This window comes from Streptomyces capoamus, from assembly GCF_014654935.1.
GTDB lineage: Bacteria > Actinomycetota > Actinomycetes > Streptomycetales > Streptomycetaceae > Streptomyces > Streptomyces capoamus.
Window position 1 is genome coordinate 260719 of sequence record NZ_BNBF01000007.1, and the last position, 15159, is coordinate 275877.

At 64.6% G+C, this 15159-nt stretch carries 13 protein-coding genes; 9 read left to right on the forward strand and 4 right to left on the reverse strand.

The window, feature by feature from the left end:
- On the reverse strand, positions 1–660 hold a 660-nt coding region (locus IE312_RS14235; RefSeq protein WP_189981702.1), incomplete at its 3' end, for a hypothetical protein.
- A gap of 213 nt (positions 661–873) precedes the next feature.
- On the opposite strand from IE312_RS14235, the gene IE312_RS14240 reads away from it, so the two are divergent.
- Positions 874–1287: a hypothetical protein gene (locus IE312_RS14240; protein WP_189981704.1), complete on the forward strand. Its 414-nt coding sequence runs from the start codon at positions 874–876 to the stop codon at positions 1285–1287.
- 11 nt (positions 1288–1298) lie between these two features.
- Positions 1299–4199 carry a tetratricopeptide repeat protein gene (locus tag IE312_RS14245; RefSeq protein ID WP_189981705.1) on the forward strand — a complete coding sequence of 967 codons (2901 nt, stop codon included), beginning with the start codon at positions 1299–1301 and terminating at the stop codon, positions 4197–4199.
- A 598-nt stretch (positions 4200–4797) separates the two neighbouring features.
- Here the strand turns inward: IE312_RS14245 and IE312_RS44130 are convergent.
- A complete protein-coding gene (locus IE312_RS44130; RefSeq protein WP_368860004.1) occupies positions 4798–6183 on the reverse strand; it encodes an N-6 DNA methylase in 1386 nt (461 codons plus the stop codon).
- A 268-nt stretch (positions 6184–6451) separates the two neighbouring features.
- Between IE312_RS44130 and IE312_RS14255 the strand changes: the two genes are divergently transcribed.
- From IE312_RS14255 to IE312_RS14265, 3 genes are read left to right on the forward strand one after another with little or no spacing between them, the layout of a single operon-like run.
- Positions 6452–8455 (forward strand): ATP-binding protein, encoded by a 2004-nt coding sequence (locus IE312_RS14255; RefSeq protein ID WP_189981709.1) that lies wholly within the window; start codon positions 6452–6454, stop codon positions 8453–8455.
- Between the two features lie 45 nt (positions 8456–8500).
- Complete coding sequence (locus IE312_RS14260) at positions 8501–9211, forward strand: DNA-binding transcriptional response regulator (RefSeq protein ID WP_189981711.1); 711 nt, start codon at positions 8501–8503, stop codon at positions 9209–9211.
- A gap of 11 nt (positions 9212–9222) precedes the next feature.
- Positions 9223–10260, forward strand: coding sequence for a ComEC/Rec2 family competence protein (locus IE312_RS14265; protein WP_368860005.1), 1038 nt, complete (start codon positions 9223–9225; stop codon positions 10258–10260).
- Positions 10261–10651: 391 nt separating this feature from the next.
- On the opposite strand, the gene IE312_RS14270 is transcribed toward IE312_RS14265, so the two are convergent.
- Positions 10652–11038 carry a hypothetical protein gene (locus IE312_RS14270; protein ID WP_189981840.1) on the reverse strand — a complete coding sequence of 129 codons (387 nt, stop codon included), beginning with the start codon at positions 11036–11038 and terminating at the stop codon, positions 10652–10654.
- Positions 11038–11457, reverse strand: coding sequence for an ATP-binding protein (locus IE312_RS14275; protein ID WP_189981716.1), 420 nt, complete (start codon positions 11455–11457; stop codon positions 11038–11040). Before IE312_RS14275 ends, IE312_RS14270 begins: the two co-directional genes overlap by 1 nt.
- A 201-nt stretch (positions 11458–11658) precedes the next feature.
- Between IE312_RS14275 and IE312_RS14280 the strand changes: the two genes are divergently transcribed.
- From IE312_RS14280 to IE312_RS14295, 4 genes are all read left to right on the forward strand, one after another.
- On the forward strand, positions 11659–11973 hold the full coding sequence (locus IE312_RS14280; RefSeq protein WP_189981718.1) for a putative quinol monooxygenase: 315 nt from the start codon (positions 11659–11661) through the stop codon (positions 11971–11973).
- The gene (locus IE312_RS14285; protein ID WP_189981720.1) at positions 11963–13192 is read left to right on the forward strand and encodes a helix-turn-helix domain-containing protein; all 1230 of its coding nucleotides are present in this window, start codon (positions 11963–11965) and stop codon (positions 13190–13192) included. The genes IE312_RS14280 and IE312_RS14285 overlap by 11 nt, the downstream gene beginning before the upstream one ends.
- Positions 13193–13516: 324 nt before the next feature.
- Positions 13517–13873: an SCO3933 family regulatory protein gene (locus tag IE312_RS14290; RefSeq protein WP_189981722.1), complete on the forward strand. Its 357-nt coding sequence runs from the start codon at positions 13517–13519 to the stop codon at positions 13871–13873.
- On the forward strand, positions 13873–15159 hold a 1287-nt coding region (locus IE312_RS14295; protein WP_189981723.1), incomplete at its 3' end, for an FtsK/SpoIIIE domain-containing protein. The genes IE312_RS14290 and IE312_RS14295, both read left to right, overlap by 1 nt.

The following is a 15159-nucleotide window of genomic DNA, read 5'->3' on the forward strand; positions in this document are numbered from 1 at the left end:
CAGCGCGTCGTCCCGCTTCTTCATCACAGCGCGCATGACCTCGCGCACGAACTTCCCCTCGTGCTCCTCGTCGACGTTCACGACGCTGTCGTCGAGCCCCTGGAACGTCCACGCGCGGGCCATGTCGTAGAGGTGCGCGACCAGGGTCGTCCGGGCGGCGCCCTCTTCGGCACCGCATGCTTCGGCACCGCATGCGGCTTCCCGCAACCGCCTCGCCATCAGCCGCAGGCGTCCGACCACCCGGGAGGCCACGGGCCGGGACTGCACCGGCCAGGTCCCGCGGTGCACGGGCGGCGGCGCGACGGGCACCGCGTACACCGCCTCGTGCAGCACGGCCTTCCCCGCCCGGCGTGGACGGCCGAGGGCCGGACAGCGGGCGTGCCCCTCACGGGGACAGTCCGGGCACAGGTAGCGGAGGAAGGCATTCCTGTCCAGCAACTGCTCGGCGGCGTAGCGGATGAACCGGATCGTCTCCAGGGCCCGGGTGGCAGCCGCGGGAGTACGGTCCTCGACCTGCCAGACGAACCGCGCGGGCGGACGTGTCGCCCGGTACGCGGTCTCGGCCAGCAGATCGACCACCCATCTCTCCAGCGACGCGTGCAGCGCCGCGACGCCAGGGGGATCGTCGTCCTCAAGATCCGAGTAACACATCATGGCCATGGGGTGCTCCTTGTGGCAGCGCACGTCGAGGTTGTTACCTCCAGGAGCCGCCCGAGCGGGAACCGGCAATCACACCCCGAAAAGTGACCGGCGTCACATGCTCGTCTCGCTGTGCCGCCGCCGGCTTTCCGCTCATACAGCGGTACTTGACGGCCTACGCTGGTCTTCATCGTTCGAGGGCGACTTGGGGGACCCATGTTGGCAGAAGCGCTCATGACACTGGCGGCCACCGGCGGTGGCGCCGTGGTGCAGGCGGCCGGCACGGACGCCTGGAACGGTCTGCGCGATGCTGTGGCGCGGATGCTCGGGGGCGGCGAGACGGCACGGGGGCGGGCCGAGCTCGAACGCCTGGACCGTACCCGGGCCGCGTTGCATGCCGCGGACGACGGAGAAGAGGCCGAGCGCGTCCGGGTCGCCCAGGCGGCAGTGTGGCAGACACGGTTCGAGACCCTGCTAGAGGAAGCCGGCGAACCGGAGCGGGAACGGATCGCGGCCGAACTGCAAGCCCTGGTCGACCGGGCCGGCATGCGCGGCAAGGCCGAGATGACGCACATCGACTTCCGGTACTCGACGTTCCACGGACCGGTTCTGGGCAGCGGCACGCAGCACAACACCTTCCAGTCGTAGAGCGAGTCGGCGTGGGAGGGAACAAGAAGAAGTCCAAGGACCGCGTGCGCAAGAACGCCGCGCGCGGGAGTCGCGAGGGCGGCCGGGCCGACGAGGGGCTGCGCAACGACTTCCGGGGCGGCAACTTCGGCGGACCGGCGCAGGGCAGCGGCACGCAGCACAACACCTTCGTGCACCAGTACGCCCCGGTACCCACCGCGATGGCGGCGCTACCGCCGTTGCCGCCGGAGTTCACCGGGCGTGAGGAGGACCTCGCCTTCCTGCTCGGACTTCTCGACCCGGCGCGGGAGGACGGACCCGCGGTGGCTGTTCTGGCCGGGCTGCCCGGAGTGGGTAAGACCACCTTGGTGCACGCGGTCGGCCATGCCGCACAGGACCGGGGCTGGTTCACCGGGGTCCTGCTGGTCGGCCTACGCGGCTACGATCCCGTGCCGGCCCAGCCCGAGAACGTCCTGGACGCCCTGCTGCGGTCCCTGGGGGTGTCGGCCGAACACATACCACCGACGGCGATGGAACGGGAGGCGCTCTACCGCTCCCAGCTCGATGCCCGGACGCGGGCGGGCGAACGGCTCCTGGTGATCGCGGACAACGCCTTCAGCGCCGAACAGGTACGGCCGCTGCTGCCGACGGGACGGCACGGTCTGCTGGTCACCTCGCGCCGGAGCCTGTCGGGCCTGGGCCGCATGCGCACCCTCAACCTCCTGCAGCCCGAGGAGGCCGTCGCGCTCCTCGACGCCGCTCTGCGCAATGCCGATGCCGACGACTCACGGGTCGCGGACGATCCGGAAGCCGCCGAACGAGTCGTACTGGCCTGCGGTTGCCTGCCGCTGGCGCTGCAGATCACCGCGGCACTGCTGGCGGCCGACCCGGGGCAGCCGCTCGCCGAGCGCGCCGATCGCCTCACCCGGAGCGGAGAGCGGCTGGAGGGACTGGACGACGGTGAGCGCAGCCTGCGCGCCACGTTCGATCAATCCCTGGACCGACTGTCGCCGCAGCAGGCCGACCTGTTCCGACTGCTGTCGCTCAACGCCGGCCCCGACATCTCCACGGACGCCGCCATGTCCTTGACCGACAAGTCCCGGCTGATCACGGAGAACCTCCTGGGACAGCTGGCCGTCGCGCACCTCGTGCAACGCGGACCGGTGCGGGGACGGTGGCAGTTGCACGACCTCCTGCGGGACTACGCCGCCGTACAAGCCGAAGCGCACACAGGCAACTCCCGCCCCGCCCGGCGTCGCTACGAACAGGCCCGCGCCCGCCTGGTCGCCTACTACGTACACACGGCCGAAGCCGCCGACACCCACCTCCCGCCGTCCGGGACGACCACACCCTCATCGCGGTTCGACAACCGGGCACAGGCCCTGGAGTGGCTGGACACCGAACGCGCCAACCTCATCGCCACCGCCCATGCCGAGAGTCCCACCGTCAGCGCCACGCGTCTCGCCTTCGGGCTGAGCCGATACCTGGACTGGCGCAGGCGGCTCCAGGACCTCGTAGCCATTCACTCCCTGGCCTTGGACGCCTGCCGGGCCATGGGAGACCGCGCCAACGAGGCCGGCGCCTGGAACAACCTCGGCGCCGCCCTCCAGGGGGTGCGGCGCTTCGAGGAAGCGATCACCGCCCACGAGAAGGCCCGCGACCTGCACCAGGAGTTCGGCGACACCCACGGTGCGGCCAGCGCCTGGAACAACCTCGGGCTCGCCCTCCGGGGGGCCCGGCGCCTGGAGGAAGCGATCACCGCTGTCGAGAGGGCCCGCGACCTGCACCAGAAGCTGGGCGACACCCACGGTGCAGCCGGCGCCTGGAACAACCTCGGGCTGGCCCTCCAGGGCGTGCAGCGCTACGAGGAAGCGATCACCGCCGCCGAGAGAGCCCGCGACGTGTACGAGGAGCTCGGCGACACCCACGGAGCGGCCGGCGCCTGGAACAACCTCGGCGGCGCCCTCCAAGGGGTACGGCGCTTCGAGGAAGCGATCACCCTCCACGAGCGGGCTCGTGACGTCTACGAGGAGCTCGGCGACACGCAGGGTACGGCCAGTGCCTCGAACAACCTCGGGGGCGCCCTCCAAGGGTTACGGCGCTTCGAGGAAGCGCTGACCGCCGCCGAGAGAGCCCGCGACGCCTACCAGGAGCTCGGCGACACGCAGGGTACGGCCAGCGCCTGGAACAACCTCGGGGCCGCCCTCCAAGGGGTACGGCGCTTCGAGGAAGCACTCACCGCTCACGAGAGGGCTCGTGACCTGTATCAGGAGCTCGGCCACACCCAGGGCATGGCCAGCGCCTGGAACAACCTCGGCGGTTCCCTGCAAGAGATGCGGCGCTTCGAGGAAGCGCTCACCGCTCACGAGAGCGCCCGTGACCTGTACCAAAAGCTCGACGACACCCAGGGCGTGGCCGGCACCTGGAACAGCCTCGGGCTCGCCCTCCGGGGAGTACGGCGCTTCGACGAATCGATCTCCGCCGCCGAGAGCTCCCGGGACCTCTACGAGGAGCTCGGCAACACCCAGGGCGCGGCCGGCGCCTGGAACAACCTCGGGCTCGCCCTCCGTGGGGCGCGGCGCTTCGACGAAGCGCTCACCGCCGCCGAGAGGGCCCGCGACCTCTACGAGGAACTCGGCGACACCCACGGCGCGGCCATCGCCTGGAACAACCTGGGGGTCGCCCTCAGAAAGGTGCAACGCTTCGAGGAGGCAGCGGCTGCCGGCGAACGCGCTGCCGCGATGCTCACCGACCAGAAGGACGCGTTCCGCACCGGCGAGGCCCTGGGAGAACTCGCCCTCACCCTCTCCGAGGCAGGCACCCCACCTACAGAGGTCAGGACCATGTGGCTACGCGCCGCATCCGCCTACGACGAGGCCAAGGCCACTGATGAAGCGGCCGACGCGCGGGCACACGCTGACGAGGCGAACTAGGAAACAGAGCAGGCGCCAGTCAGACTGCCTGCCGCTCATCTCTGCCCGCGTCCGCTCTGCTCACCTAGAAACGCTCACAGCTGATCGGTGAGTGCCTTAAGCAGGATTCGAGCCCGCGTACACGGCTCCGGAGGCCGCTTTGCTGCTGAGGATTCTTGCAGGTTACGGGCCCATGGTTCCGCTTACGCAGAGTCCCTGTCCACGAATGGTCCACGAGCAGGAGCCGGGTTAGCGAGGCGTATCCCGCCTGAGCAGCGGGTGCGGTCATGGAGGGCCGCACCATCCCACAGACGGGTTACTCAGGACTGCTGTTGTACCTGACGCTCTCCGGGATCTCGCGAAGGATGGCGAGCATTCGAGTGCGGGTCAGAGCCCAATCATTGGCTTCTTGCGAGCCAATCGCGTAGTCGAGGCCGACGGCCTTGGCATGCTCCAACGGCCCATCCAGCTGCTCGGAGAGCTCCCCGGCTCCGTCGGAGAGCATGAGGATGTGACGCTCGAACTAACGTGGGCCCGGCGTGCGAGCTGTTCGGCGCCATCTAAGTCGCCTCTTCTCGACGGCACAGGATCAGTTGGCGCGGATATTCTTCTCCAACGCCTAACTAAAATCGGCGAGATCACGCCATGGGATCTCTCGCACTGCCCCCACCGTAAGGTGTCGGCATCGGATCCGATTATCCAGCCACTCACTTGTAGGCTCGCTGGCCAATACCCCTAGAAGTGCCCGACATGACTCGATTGAGTGATCCTTAGGCAAGGCTGCAATCAGGTGATTATCCACAGCGACAGGGTTCTTTCCTGTAATCAATACACCACAGACGCGAGACTGGCCAGGTTTCGCAGGACGCGAGGTCCTGCGTAGGAGCACGAAAGGAGGCTCGAACACCCGGCCGGCGAATTTCCGGCGACCGGAAGGAAGGGAAACCTCGCCGGACGGTGGGAGATCCCTGGCTTTAGCGAAGGGATAGATCGGACCCTCAGTTGGGTCGCGGTTATCGACTACAGTGCCGACCCGAATTGTGAAGTAATCACCAATCCGCGGCCCAGTAAGAGGCAGAGCTTCGGGGGCCCACCACTCCGTTGCGGGCCTGTGCTCCGCGAGGGGGGTGACTCTTCTAGCGTTCAGCAGAAAGACATCCACGTCAGCATGGTCGTCAAATTGTCCATAGGTGATGATTGATTCTCGCGCGCATATTTCATCCACCAGTGTCCGCCAAGATTGATAGCGGCTGCCGCTTCGCAACACGTCTGGAAGGATTGCTGTCAGGCGCCCTCCGAAAGCCAGGTGGCGAACGGCTTGATATGCGAAAATGGCGGCAGTGGACGTTGGCTTCGATGTCCACTCCCGGCTTAGGGAAGACGACATCACGCCGAACGGCGGATTAAGCAGTATGTGCCCGGTGAACGAGTCCGCCTTCGAGAGGGAGTTGAGTCCGTCTCCTACGACAATGTTAGAGAAATACCTGCCCGTTTCAACAGAAGTGACTTGCTCGTCTCGTGCGACGCCATGTCGTAGCAGCGCGGCGATAAAGAGGCGATGTCGAGCTGCCTCCACGAACTCTCGATTGATATCGCACCCGTAAAGCCGATCTGTCCAGTCGCGGAGAGTGGCAGCCAATGAGTTTTGGATGGGAAGGACGTTCGAGGCAGCCAGGAGCAGGTCTCCGGAGCCGCAAGTAGGGTCCAGGTACGAGTTGGCACGGTGCCGAAGCAGTAGCTCGGTCACACGTTGCTTCAGGGGGGCGGGCGTGAAGAAGGCACCCACCTGCCGGCGATACTGCAAGGGCACTAGGCGACGCAGCTGTTCAGACGCTTCCCCGTCAACACTGGCCAGCAAGCGGCGAGGTTGGACTGTGCGGCCTGCAGCTGCATCGGTGGTCAGTTGACGCAGTTGAGCGGTGTACTCGCTGTAGCCCCGAGCTCCTGTCATGTCGCCCCCACTTCCTGTCACCTCTAGCTTCTGGCCCTGACGTTGTGTCACCATCGGTTCAACGAGGGTCGCTTTGGGTCAGAGTCGTCCGACCAACGTAGTGCACGCGGCGATTGCGCAGCACTACGCTGGCCAAGAGAAGTGATCTTGCTGACAGGCAGGAACGGCTGTGCCGCTGAGCAAGCTTCGCGGGCTACCGGCGCGGGCACCTATCTAGGACGTGGGGGGCAGGTACTAGATGGCGACAGAGAGGCTCCGCTTCGCACCGGAGATGCTTGCCCGACTGGGCGAGGAACTCATCCCACACCCAGACTTGGGGATCGTGGAACTGGCACGCAACTCGTATGACGCCGATGCGGAGAGTTGCGAAGTCCGCCTCCAAAACGTGGGGGAGCCGGGCGGAACAATCGTCGTGTCCGACGTCGGCGATGGAATGACGCTTGAGTCCATCAGGGATGGTTTCTTGCTTCTTGGCCGCTCAGCCAAAGTCGAGGATGCTGTCACCGCTGGTGGCAGGAGAAAAGTAGGCGAAAAAGGTCTAGGGCGATTGGCGGCGCTACGCCTGGGACGTTCAGCCATCGTCCGTACGCGCCCTACGGTCGAGCCGCAGCGTGAGCACGTGGTGCGTATTGATTGGGAGCGGTACGACAAGGCGACTGCAATTGAGGAAGTCGGCCTTGACGTAATCACCCGGGAAACGGACGAACTTCCTGGTACTACGATCGAAATCCGTGATTTGCGGGCTCCACTTACAGACGCCGATGTGAGGCGACTCGCCCGTTCCCTTGTTATGTTGACGGGGCCGTTCCCGGACAAAAGCGATGACTTCAGTGTCGTTCTGCATGCGCCAGAATTCTCCGAACTGCAGCGAGTAGTTGAGGCGGGATTTTTCGAGGCTGCCCATTACGTCTTGAAAGCCACGCTGGATGAGAACGGTCAAGCTGCGGCATATCTGGTGGATGGGACAGGAACAATCATCGCCTCTGGCGATCACTTCGCAGTTGCATCAGCTTCGGAAATGGGAAACCACTCCGGATATCTAGCTCCGCCGGCGGAGTTGGAAGTCTGGATGTTCAATCGAACTAAGCCATCCTTCAGCACCCAGATGACGCCGGCGCTACGGAAGGCCTACCTTGCGTGGCTTGATGAAGTAGGAGGCGTTCACTTCTATCAGCGCGGATTGCGTGTGCATCCCTACGGGGATCGCGGCTATGACTGGTTGGACATGAACGTCTTGCAGAAGCGCAACCCAGAGGAGCGACCAGGAACCAATAACTCCGTAGGACGCTTGAAGGTTGTCAGTGATAACGGCACCTTGGTTCCTAAAACGGACCGTAGTGGGTTCGTTGAGAATATGGCATTTATGGAGCTAAAGGAGTTTGTGCGTGCCGCTCTGGAGTGGGCTGCGGACGTCCGTCTCCAGCGGCGTGATAAGAGGAAGATCGAGGAAAAAAAGAAGACACGCGAGAAAGTGAAGGAGACTCACGATAGAGTCGATGCAGCGCTTAAGCTCGTGCCTGAGAGCGTTCGGCCGCTGGTGCAGCAAGCGGTCCGCGACGACAGGGCCGCTATGGAGGAGCGCCTGGAAGTAGTTGAGAACGACTTGATGCTTTACCGGACCCTAAGCACGGTGGGGACCACGACTGCTGTATTTGCCCATGAGACTCTTCGGCCGGTCGACACGATTGAACAAATGGTTGGATCTATCGCTACGAGAGGAGAGCGTGCACTCGGCGGCGAACGTTTTGCCTCTCTACTGGCTGACCCGGTAGAACTGATTAAGAAGTCAGCTGCCTCGCTACAGACATTCGCTGAGCTTCCTCTGGCACTACTCAAGCAGCGTAAGCGGAAGTGGCGTGACGTAGACGTCAATCTGATCGTGCAGGACATAGTTGAGAGCTTCGATCCGTACTTCAGTGACGCACGAGTCTCTGTCTCAACTGATTTGGCAGAAGATCCTCCTGCGCTCGTACGTTCAACCATCGCGTCAGTCGAAGCGATTCTGGCTAACTTCTTGGCCAACTCCGTTGCAACGTTCACGAGTCCCCAAAATCAGTCCCCCGAACGTGTAATAGTGGTACGGACGGAGACTTCCCAGGACTTCGTCACTCTTGGTGTCCTCGATTCCGGTCCGGGAATCACAAACATATCCAAGGAAGATGTATGGAAGCCCGGTAAGTCAACCCGAAATGAGGGAACGGGTATGGGACTTACCATCGTGCGGGATATCGTGCTCGATTTGAAGGGACAGGTTTGGGCGATCGAGCATGGCGAGTTGGGCGGCGCGGAGTTTTATGTGTCGTTTCCGCGCATTGCCCCTTCGTGATCTGTCAAGGGGTACGGTTGAGAATTCTGCATAGTGAGGGCGAGTGTGCAGGGATTAATTGACGAGATTCGACCTGGCTCAAAGATCGCGGTAGTCGATGACTCGGTCGATGACATGCGACGGACCTCTATCCTGCTAGAGGACGCTGAGTTCGAGCCGGTCGCCATCGATCCGTCGTTTCCTACCCTTGAAGCCTTGCTTGATGCTGTAGCGGCAAAAGCAGATGGCTTGGTATGCGATCACAGGTTGAGCCACGGGGCCACTGCTGCCTTCACAGGCGCCCAAGTCGTCGCAGCAAGTAACCGCCGTCGTATCCCAGCAGTGCTAGTGACTGGCTACGCTGATCTCGATGAGCAGACGAGTATCCGCAGGTGGCGGTCGAGCATCCCTTGCATGCTTCGCAAGCGTTTCAAGCCGGCAGAAATCGAGTCGGCTCTGCAGTTGGCTCATCGTGAGCAGTTACTGGGGCCTGCGCTTGAGCGGGAAGGTCACCGAACCGTCGTCCGCGTTCTCCGTGTCGATCAGATAGGGGCCGAGCGGATTGTCGAGGTGATTGTCGTGGCTTGGGACCCGGTAGATGCTGTAATCCTACCTGCAGACATGATCACGTCATCCGTGGGACTGGCAACTGACGATCTGCCTGGAATGCGATTCATGGCCAACGTCAACATCCACGCTCGGTCTTCGGAAGAGCTATTCTTCGAAAATTTTGAGGTAGCGCCAGAAATCCCGCAGAGTTGGCTTTCGGTGCGGTAGGGGGGAGTGTCATGTCTGGGGTTGTACCCCTTCCAAAGCCGAGGTCGGCTGACGAGCTGGCAGCTGCGATCTTGAACGTGGGGCACGGCAACTGCTCGCTTATATACGACGGCACGAGTGGGGTCGTCGTAGACGTGCCTGCAGTGGAGCCTCTTCTGCAAGAGATGGCTACCGTCGGGGCACAGGTCGTCGAACACCTCATTCTTTCTCATGCGGATAACGACCACATCAAAGGTGCCGCAGCGCTCATGGCGCATGATGAAGTCACCGTCAAGACGCTGTGGGCTAATCCTGATTCGACGAAGTTCTCCGAGGCCTTCCTCGACTTGTTGACGGTGGCGGCTGATCGGCAGAGGAAAGGCCTGATCGGCGTCCGCACTAATCTCAATGTAGGTTCGGACGGCCTACTAGATGTCCGCCGAATAGGTGTGAGAGTGCTACACCCGGGGATCGTGTGGGCCGGCGTCGGACCCACAGGTGGCGCGCATCCGCTAGGGCCGATAACTTCCAACGGTATGTCCGCCGTTGTTCGGATCGAACTAGATGGCAAGCCAGCTGTACTGCTGCCTGGTGATCTTGATGCTAAGGGATTCGCGGAGATGCAGCGCGCCAATGTGGACATGAGTGCACCAGTTTTGGTGTTTCCTCACCACGGAGGTCGTTCAGGTGCGTCGGACAACAAAGCTTTTGCAATTGACCTGGCCAGAGCTGTTAGGCCTAGATTGGTGATCTTCTCTCATGGTAGATCACATTTTGTGAATCCTCGTAAAGAGATCGTTGAAGGGCTACGCGAAGCGCTTGGAGATGACGTGCAGATTGCCTGCACGCAAGTTAGTCGTTCGTGTCATCCAGAGAGCCTTCCTATCACTAGCCTTCGAAGCGGACCTGGAGTCTTCGCCAGGTTCGCGTGCGCTGGATCGCTGACCATCACCTCATCTGGTGAGGAAATTCGGTGGTCACCGGACGCGACACGGCATGGACAAGCCGTCGACGCACTGGAATCCCCGATGTGCCGTGTGCATCAGGCTCACACGAGTACTGTTAATTAGGTCAAGGGTATTTAGGAGCTCCCGGTTGACCGGTGCTGGAATCGGCGGAGCGGGTTTGGCCGGTGGCCTGCCCGGTCTGGGGTCGAGCATGATCAGGGGGCCGTACGCTGGTTGGCAACTCGGGCAGGCTTTGGGCCTGACCGCAATGTGCACGAGTGGCCCCCTGGTCTTGCTCGACGCGGGACCCGGACCGGGGAGGTGGGTAAAGCCGTGGAGCCCCCAGCCACGACGTACCCCTTCTCTGACGTCAGGTTGGCTGAACGCTTAGAGCGTGGCACGGGCGCCGGCCGGGCTGGAGCGGGGCGGAGACAGGAGCGCAGGCCCGGCCGGGGGCCGGGCCACGCGCGGGGAGCGGAGCGAGCCGCCTTGAACCCGTGAAGAAGGTTGTTACTCAGTCGACTGCCTGGGGCGCCTGGGCTTTGAAGTCGTACGCGCAGGCTGGCAGTTCAGCGCTCTGACGATGTGCGAGCGGCAGGAAGATCACTGGTCGGATCGTCCATGTGATGCGGGTCTGCTCGTGGGTGACTGAGACCGTGCTGGGCTCGGAGCGCAAGAGGGCTCGTCTCGTCTCGATGCGGCCGTCGTACAGCCACTCCCATGCTGCGTCGGATGCGTCCGCGTCGAGAGCCGGGGAGATGGTGCGGAGTGCGACTGCGACCCATCGGTCTGCTTGGGGTGCTGTGTAGGCGTCGAAGGATGCCAAGAGCGCCGGCCGCCGCTGCTCGGTGAGGTCTTCTGTCCAGCACTCGCACCAGTAGCCGCGGCGAGGATCCTTCATCAGCACGACTGTCCTCCCTGGTGGCTGTCTGTGCGGAGCTCCGCGGTGACCGTGCGGCCGGAATCGTCGCCCTGGACCGTGACGTTGTCGGCGAGGGCGGCCACCATGCCGAGTCCGCGGCCGTGGGTGGCGTTGAGGGGCGGATGCTGAATTTCAGGGGTGGTCCTGGCTTGGCCGGAGTCGGTCACTGCGATCGTGGTGGTGAGCTCGGAGACGGTGAGCGTGACGTGGAAAGCGCCGGCGCCGCATCCGCTGGCTGTGTAGGTGAGGGCGTTGGTGCCGAGTTCCGTGACGATCAGCGCGGCGTCATCGGAGTGGGGGTGACCATTCAGGGCGGCGTGGATCCAGTTGCGCGCGCTGCGGAGCGCTCTGGGGTCCCCTGGGAACGTGCGTTGGTGGGTGCGCATGGCGTCCTCCATGGCGGTGACCTGCTGCTTTCTGTGTCCGCCAGACGGACCGGCTGACACGGACCATACCGAGCCGTACAATTAGTACTAGCACCGTACCGAATGTGCGCGTACCGAGAGTGCGGGTTCGTACTTTTCGTGCGGGCGGGTGGGCGCATAGCGTTCGCCGCATGGTCTGGTGCTGACCTGATGCCGAGGGAGGAAGGACTCCGCATGTTCGGGCTGTTTGTGCGCTTCACGTGCAAGGACGACGTGGCGGCGGCTGCGTTCGATGACCTGGTGGCGCGGACAGGGGAGCTGATCCGGGCGAACGAACCCGGAACGGTGGTCTACGCCGTGCACCGCGTTGACGGGCGTCCGCTGGAGCGCGTCTTCTATGAGCTCTACCGGGACAAGGAGGCCTTCGAAGACCACGAGTCGAAGGATTACGTGCGCGCCTTCCTCTCCCAGCGGGATCAGTACCTGTCCGCCGTCGAGGTGGACCGCTTGGATTTCGTGTCCGGCAAGGGCGTGGACGTTGAGCACTGAGTATCAGAAGGCGCTTGGTCGCAAGATCGCCTTCAACCGCAAACGCCGGGGGCTGTCGCAGAAGGAGTTCGCCGGCCTGCTGGGGCGCTCGGAAGCCTGGGTCTCCCAGGTCGAGCGGGGCGTACGGCGCATCGACCGAATGACCGTGCTCGAGAAGGTCGCCGACGTCCTGGAAGTGCCGATCGCTGAGCTGGCGGCAGAGGCACCGCTCGTCGCGTCGGTGACCGAAGGGGAGCCGCCTGGTGCGAGTCGCCTGCGGCTGGTGCTGAGCGCGGCTCACTCACTCAAAGCGGTCCTCGGTCGGCAGGACGTTTCCCCTGACGTGCCGGCACTGCGCGCCGAAGTCGACCGCGCATGGTCGCTCACCCACCAGGGGAACTACGCCGACCTGGCCGAACTGCTCGAAGGGCTGGTGCCCCGGCTGGAGTCGGCTACCCGGTCAGTCTCCGAGTCGGAACGGCCCGAGCTGTTCCGGCTCCTGGCAGTTATGTACCACACGTGCAGTGGCGCTCTGGCGAACATGGGCGAGCCTGAAGCGGCCTGGATCGCCGTAGACCGGGCCGTGGTTGCTGCCGAGCGGGCGAATGATCCGCTGCTGATGGCGGCCGGCGAGTTCCGTCTGTCACTGGTCTTCCTCGGCGCGCGTCACTTCGATCAGGCGGCCCAGGTGTCCGGGAGCGCGGCTGATGCCTTGCGGCCCCTGGCCGGGTCCGGGCAGGTTGAGGCAGTCGCCCTGCGCGGTGCGCTGACCTTGCAACGCGCGGTGGCTGCGGCTCGGTTGAACCTTGCCGATGACGCTTATGGGTACCTCCGTGAGGCCCGCGAGATGGGCGACCAGGTCGGTGACGGGCGCAACGACTACAACACCGAGTTCGGGCCCACCAATGTTGCCTTGCATGAGGTGGCCGTCGCGGTGGACCTGGGAGACGCCGGAGTCGCCCTGCGGGCTGCGCAGACCGTCGATGCCTCCGGGCTGTCGGCGGAACGGCAGACACGCTTCCAGATCGACCTTGCCAGGGCGTATGCCCAGCGACGTCAAGTCGCTGACGCCGTTTCAGCGCTGCTGGCGGCCCGTGAGCTGTCGCCGGAGCTGGTGCGGGCCCTGCCGATGGTGAAGCAACTCATCGCCGACCTGCTGACTATGAGCCAGCCGCCCTCTGAGGAGCTGCGCGCCCTGGCGGGAGAGCTGGGCGTACACGAAGCACGGACTAGTACCTGAAGTACTAGACAGTACTTGGAGTACGGGTTACTGTGGTTGTTGTCAGCACACCCCTTCGCGTCCAGCGGAGTTGGTGATGCGGGCGTGCGAACGCGCCGGAGCAGGAAGGCAGACCTGCGCCAGCACGTGAGCGGAAAGGGCCACAGAAAGCAGATGTGGCCTGAGCGGGAGGCAGCCCACTCAGGCCGGGTGCGTCGTTGGCATCAACGCTCTTGGAGCGTATCGCGCCCAGTCGGTATGCGGTCAACCTCCCGTTGCGTAGTCATTCCTCACTAATTGCACCGTCGTGCATGCGTGCGGTGCGGCGCAAGGGAGATCAGTTCTGTGCGTGTAATCCGTGTGGAGACCTCGTCGGCCACCATCCTGCTGACTGAGGCACCGGAACCGAAGGTACGGGACCGGCAGACCGGGGAGATCGCCAAGGACGCCAACAGCGGCGAAGCGCTGATGACGATCGGCGTCGTCTATATCGAGGACGGCGAGTCCTCGCTGATCAAGGTCACTGTTCCGGAAAGCGGCGTCACCGAAGGTCTGATGCTGGGCGCTCCGGTCTCGCTGGTGGGCCTGGTGGCACGGCCTTGGGAAAGCGTGTTCAACGGCCAGCAGCGGCACGGCATCGCCTTCCGCGCGGCTGCGGTCGCGCCGGCCGCCTTCCCGGCCACCGTCGGGGCATCCGCCTAATGTCGGACTGGATGACACTGCTGGAGGTGGGTGGCCCCCTCGCCGCGTTCGGCGGCGGGGCCGCCTACACCCGGGCTCGTCACCCGGGCGTCTACTGGTCCACGGTCGGACTGCCGTTATCGACGGCTCGGCTCCTGGGCTCATACGGCTCCGTGATGGAGGCATGCGGCCTGACGGTACAGCCTTCCCGGCTGCGCGCTTTCGCCGTCAAGGCGACGACTCGACGTGAGGTCCGGCCGGTTCCCCCGCGGCGGGGCATCATCCGGCCCACCTCGACGGGCCTGCGGCTTCGGCTGCGCCTCGCTCCTGGGCAGGAACCGGCGGACGTCGCCGCCTCAGCCGAGCGGCTGCGGCATGCCTGGGGCGTCCACGCCGTGTACGTGAAGGACGTGAAGCCGGGAGTGGTGGAGCTGCGGCTCGTCGGCTTCGACGTGCTGCGCGACGTGCGGATGCCGAGGAAAGCAGGCGGCGGGCATCTCAAGGTACCGGTGGCGCTGAGGGAGGACGCGACGGCCTTCGTACGGGACTATCGCGCCGTCCCGCATCAGCTCACGCTCGGCGCAACGCTTTCGGGTAAGTCGATGTACTTGCGGCACCTGGTCACCGGACTGGCGCGGCAACCGGTCGCCCTGGTCGGCATCGACTGCAAGCGCGGAGTGGAGCTGGCGCCGTTCGCCGCTCGTCTGTCGGCGCTCGCGACCGACCCGGAGCAGGCGGCCGAACTGCTGCCCGTGCTCATCAAGGAAATGGAGGACCGGTACGACCTGATCAAGGCCCGGCAGGGCATCGCTCCCGGCATTCCCGCTGAGGACATCACCTCGGACATCTGGGGTTTGCCCGAAAGCGAACGTCCGGTGCCGGTCGTGCTGTTCGTGGACGAGGTAGCGGAACTCTTCCTCGTCGCGACGAAGAAGGACGAGGAACGCCGCGACGAGATGGTCACGCAGCTCATCCGGCTCGCCCAGCTCGGCCGAGCCGCCGGCATCTATTTGGAGGTCTGCGGGCAGCGCTTCGGCGCCGAGCTGGGCAAGGGAGCGACCATGCTGCGGGCCCAGCTGACCGGCCGCGTCTGCCATCGCGTCAACGACGAGGCCTCCGCGAAGATGGCGCTCGGCGACATCGCGCCCGAAGCCGTCATGGCCGCCTGCGCCATCGCTCCCGAGCGGCCGGGCCTGGCCGTGGCCGGCGACACCTCGGGCGGCTGGTCCCGCATCCGTACGCCGTACCTCTCCCTCGGCGACGCGGCCCGCATCTGCCGAGAGTCGGCGTACCTCGCTCCCGAGCTG

What these genes read in the sequence shown, in the direction of transcription:
- IE312_RS14240 (WP_189981704.1), top strand. Translation starts at nt 874, where the DNA reads ATGACACTGGCGGCCACCGGCGGTGGCGCCGTGGTGCAGGCGGCCGGC.
- IE312_RS14275 (WP_189981716.1), bottom strand. Translation starts at nt 11,457, where the DNA reads ATGGAGGACGCCATGCGCACCCACCAACGCACGTTCCCAGGGGACCCC.
- IE312_RS14280 (WP_189981718.1), top strand. Translation starts at nt 11,659, where the DNA reads ATGTTCGGGCTGTTTGTGCGCTTCACGTGCAAGGACGACGTGGCGGCG.
- IE312_RS14265 (WP_368860005.1), top strand. Translation starts at nt 9,223, where the DNA reads ATGTCTGGGGTTGTACCCCTTCCAAAGCCGAGGTCGGCTGACGAGCTG.
- IE312_RS44130 (WP_368860004.1), bottom strand. Translation starts at nt 6,183, where the DNA reads ATGGTGACACAACGTCAGGGCCAGAAGCTAGAGGTGACAGGAAGTGGG.
- IE312_RS14270 (WP_189981840.1), bottom strand. Translation starts at nt 11,038, where the DNA reads ATGAAGGATCCTCGCCGCGGCTACTGGTGCGAGTGCTGGACAGAAGAC.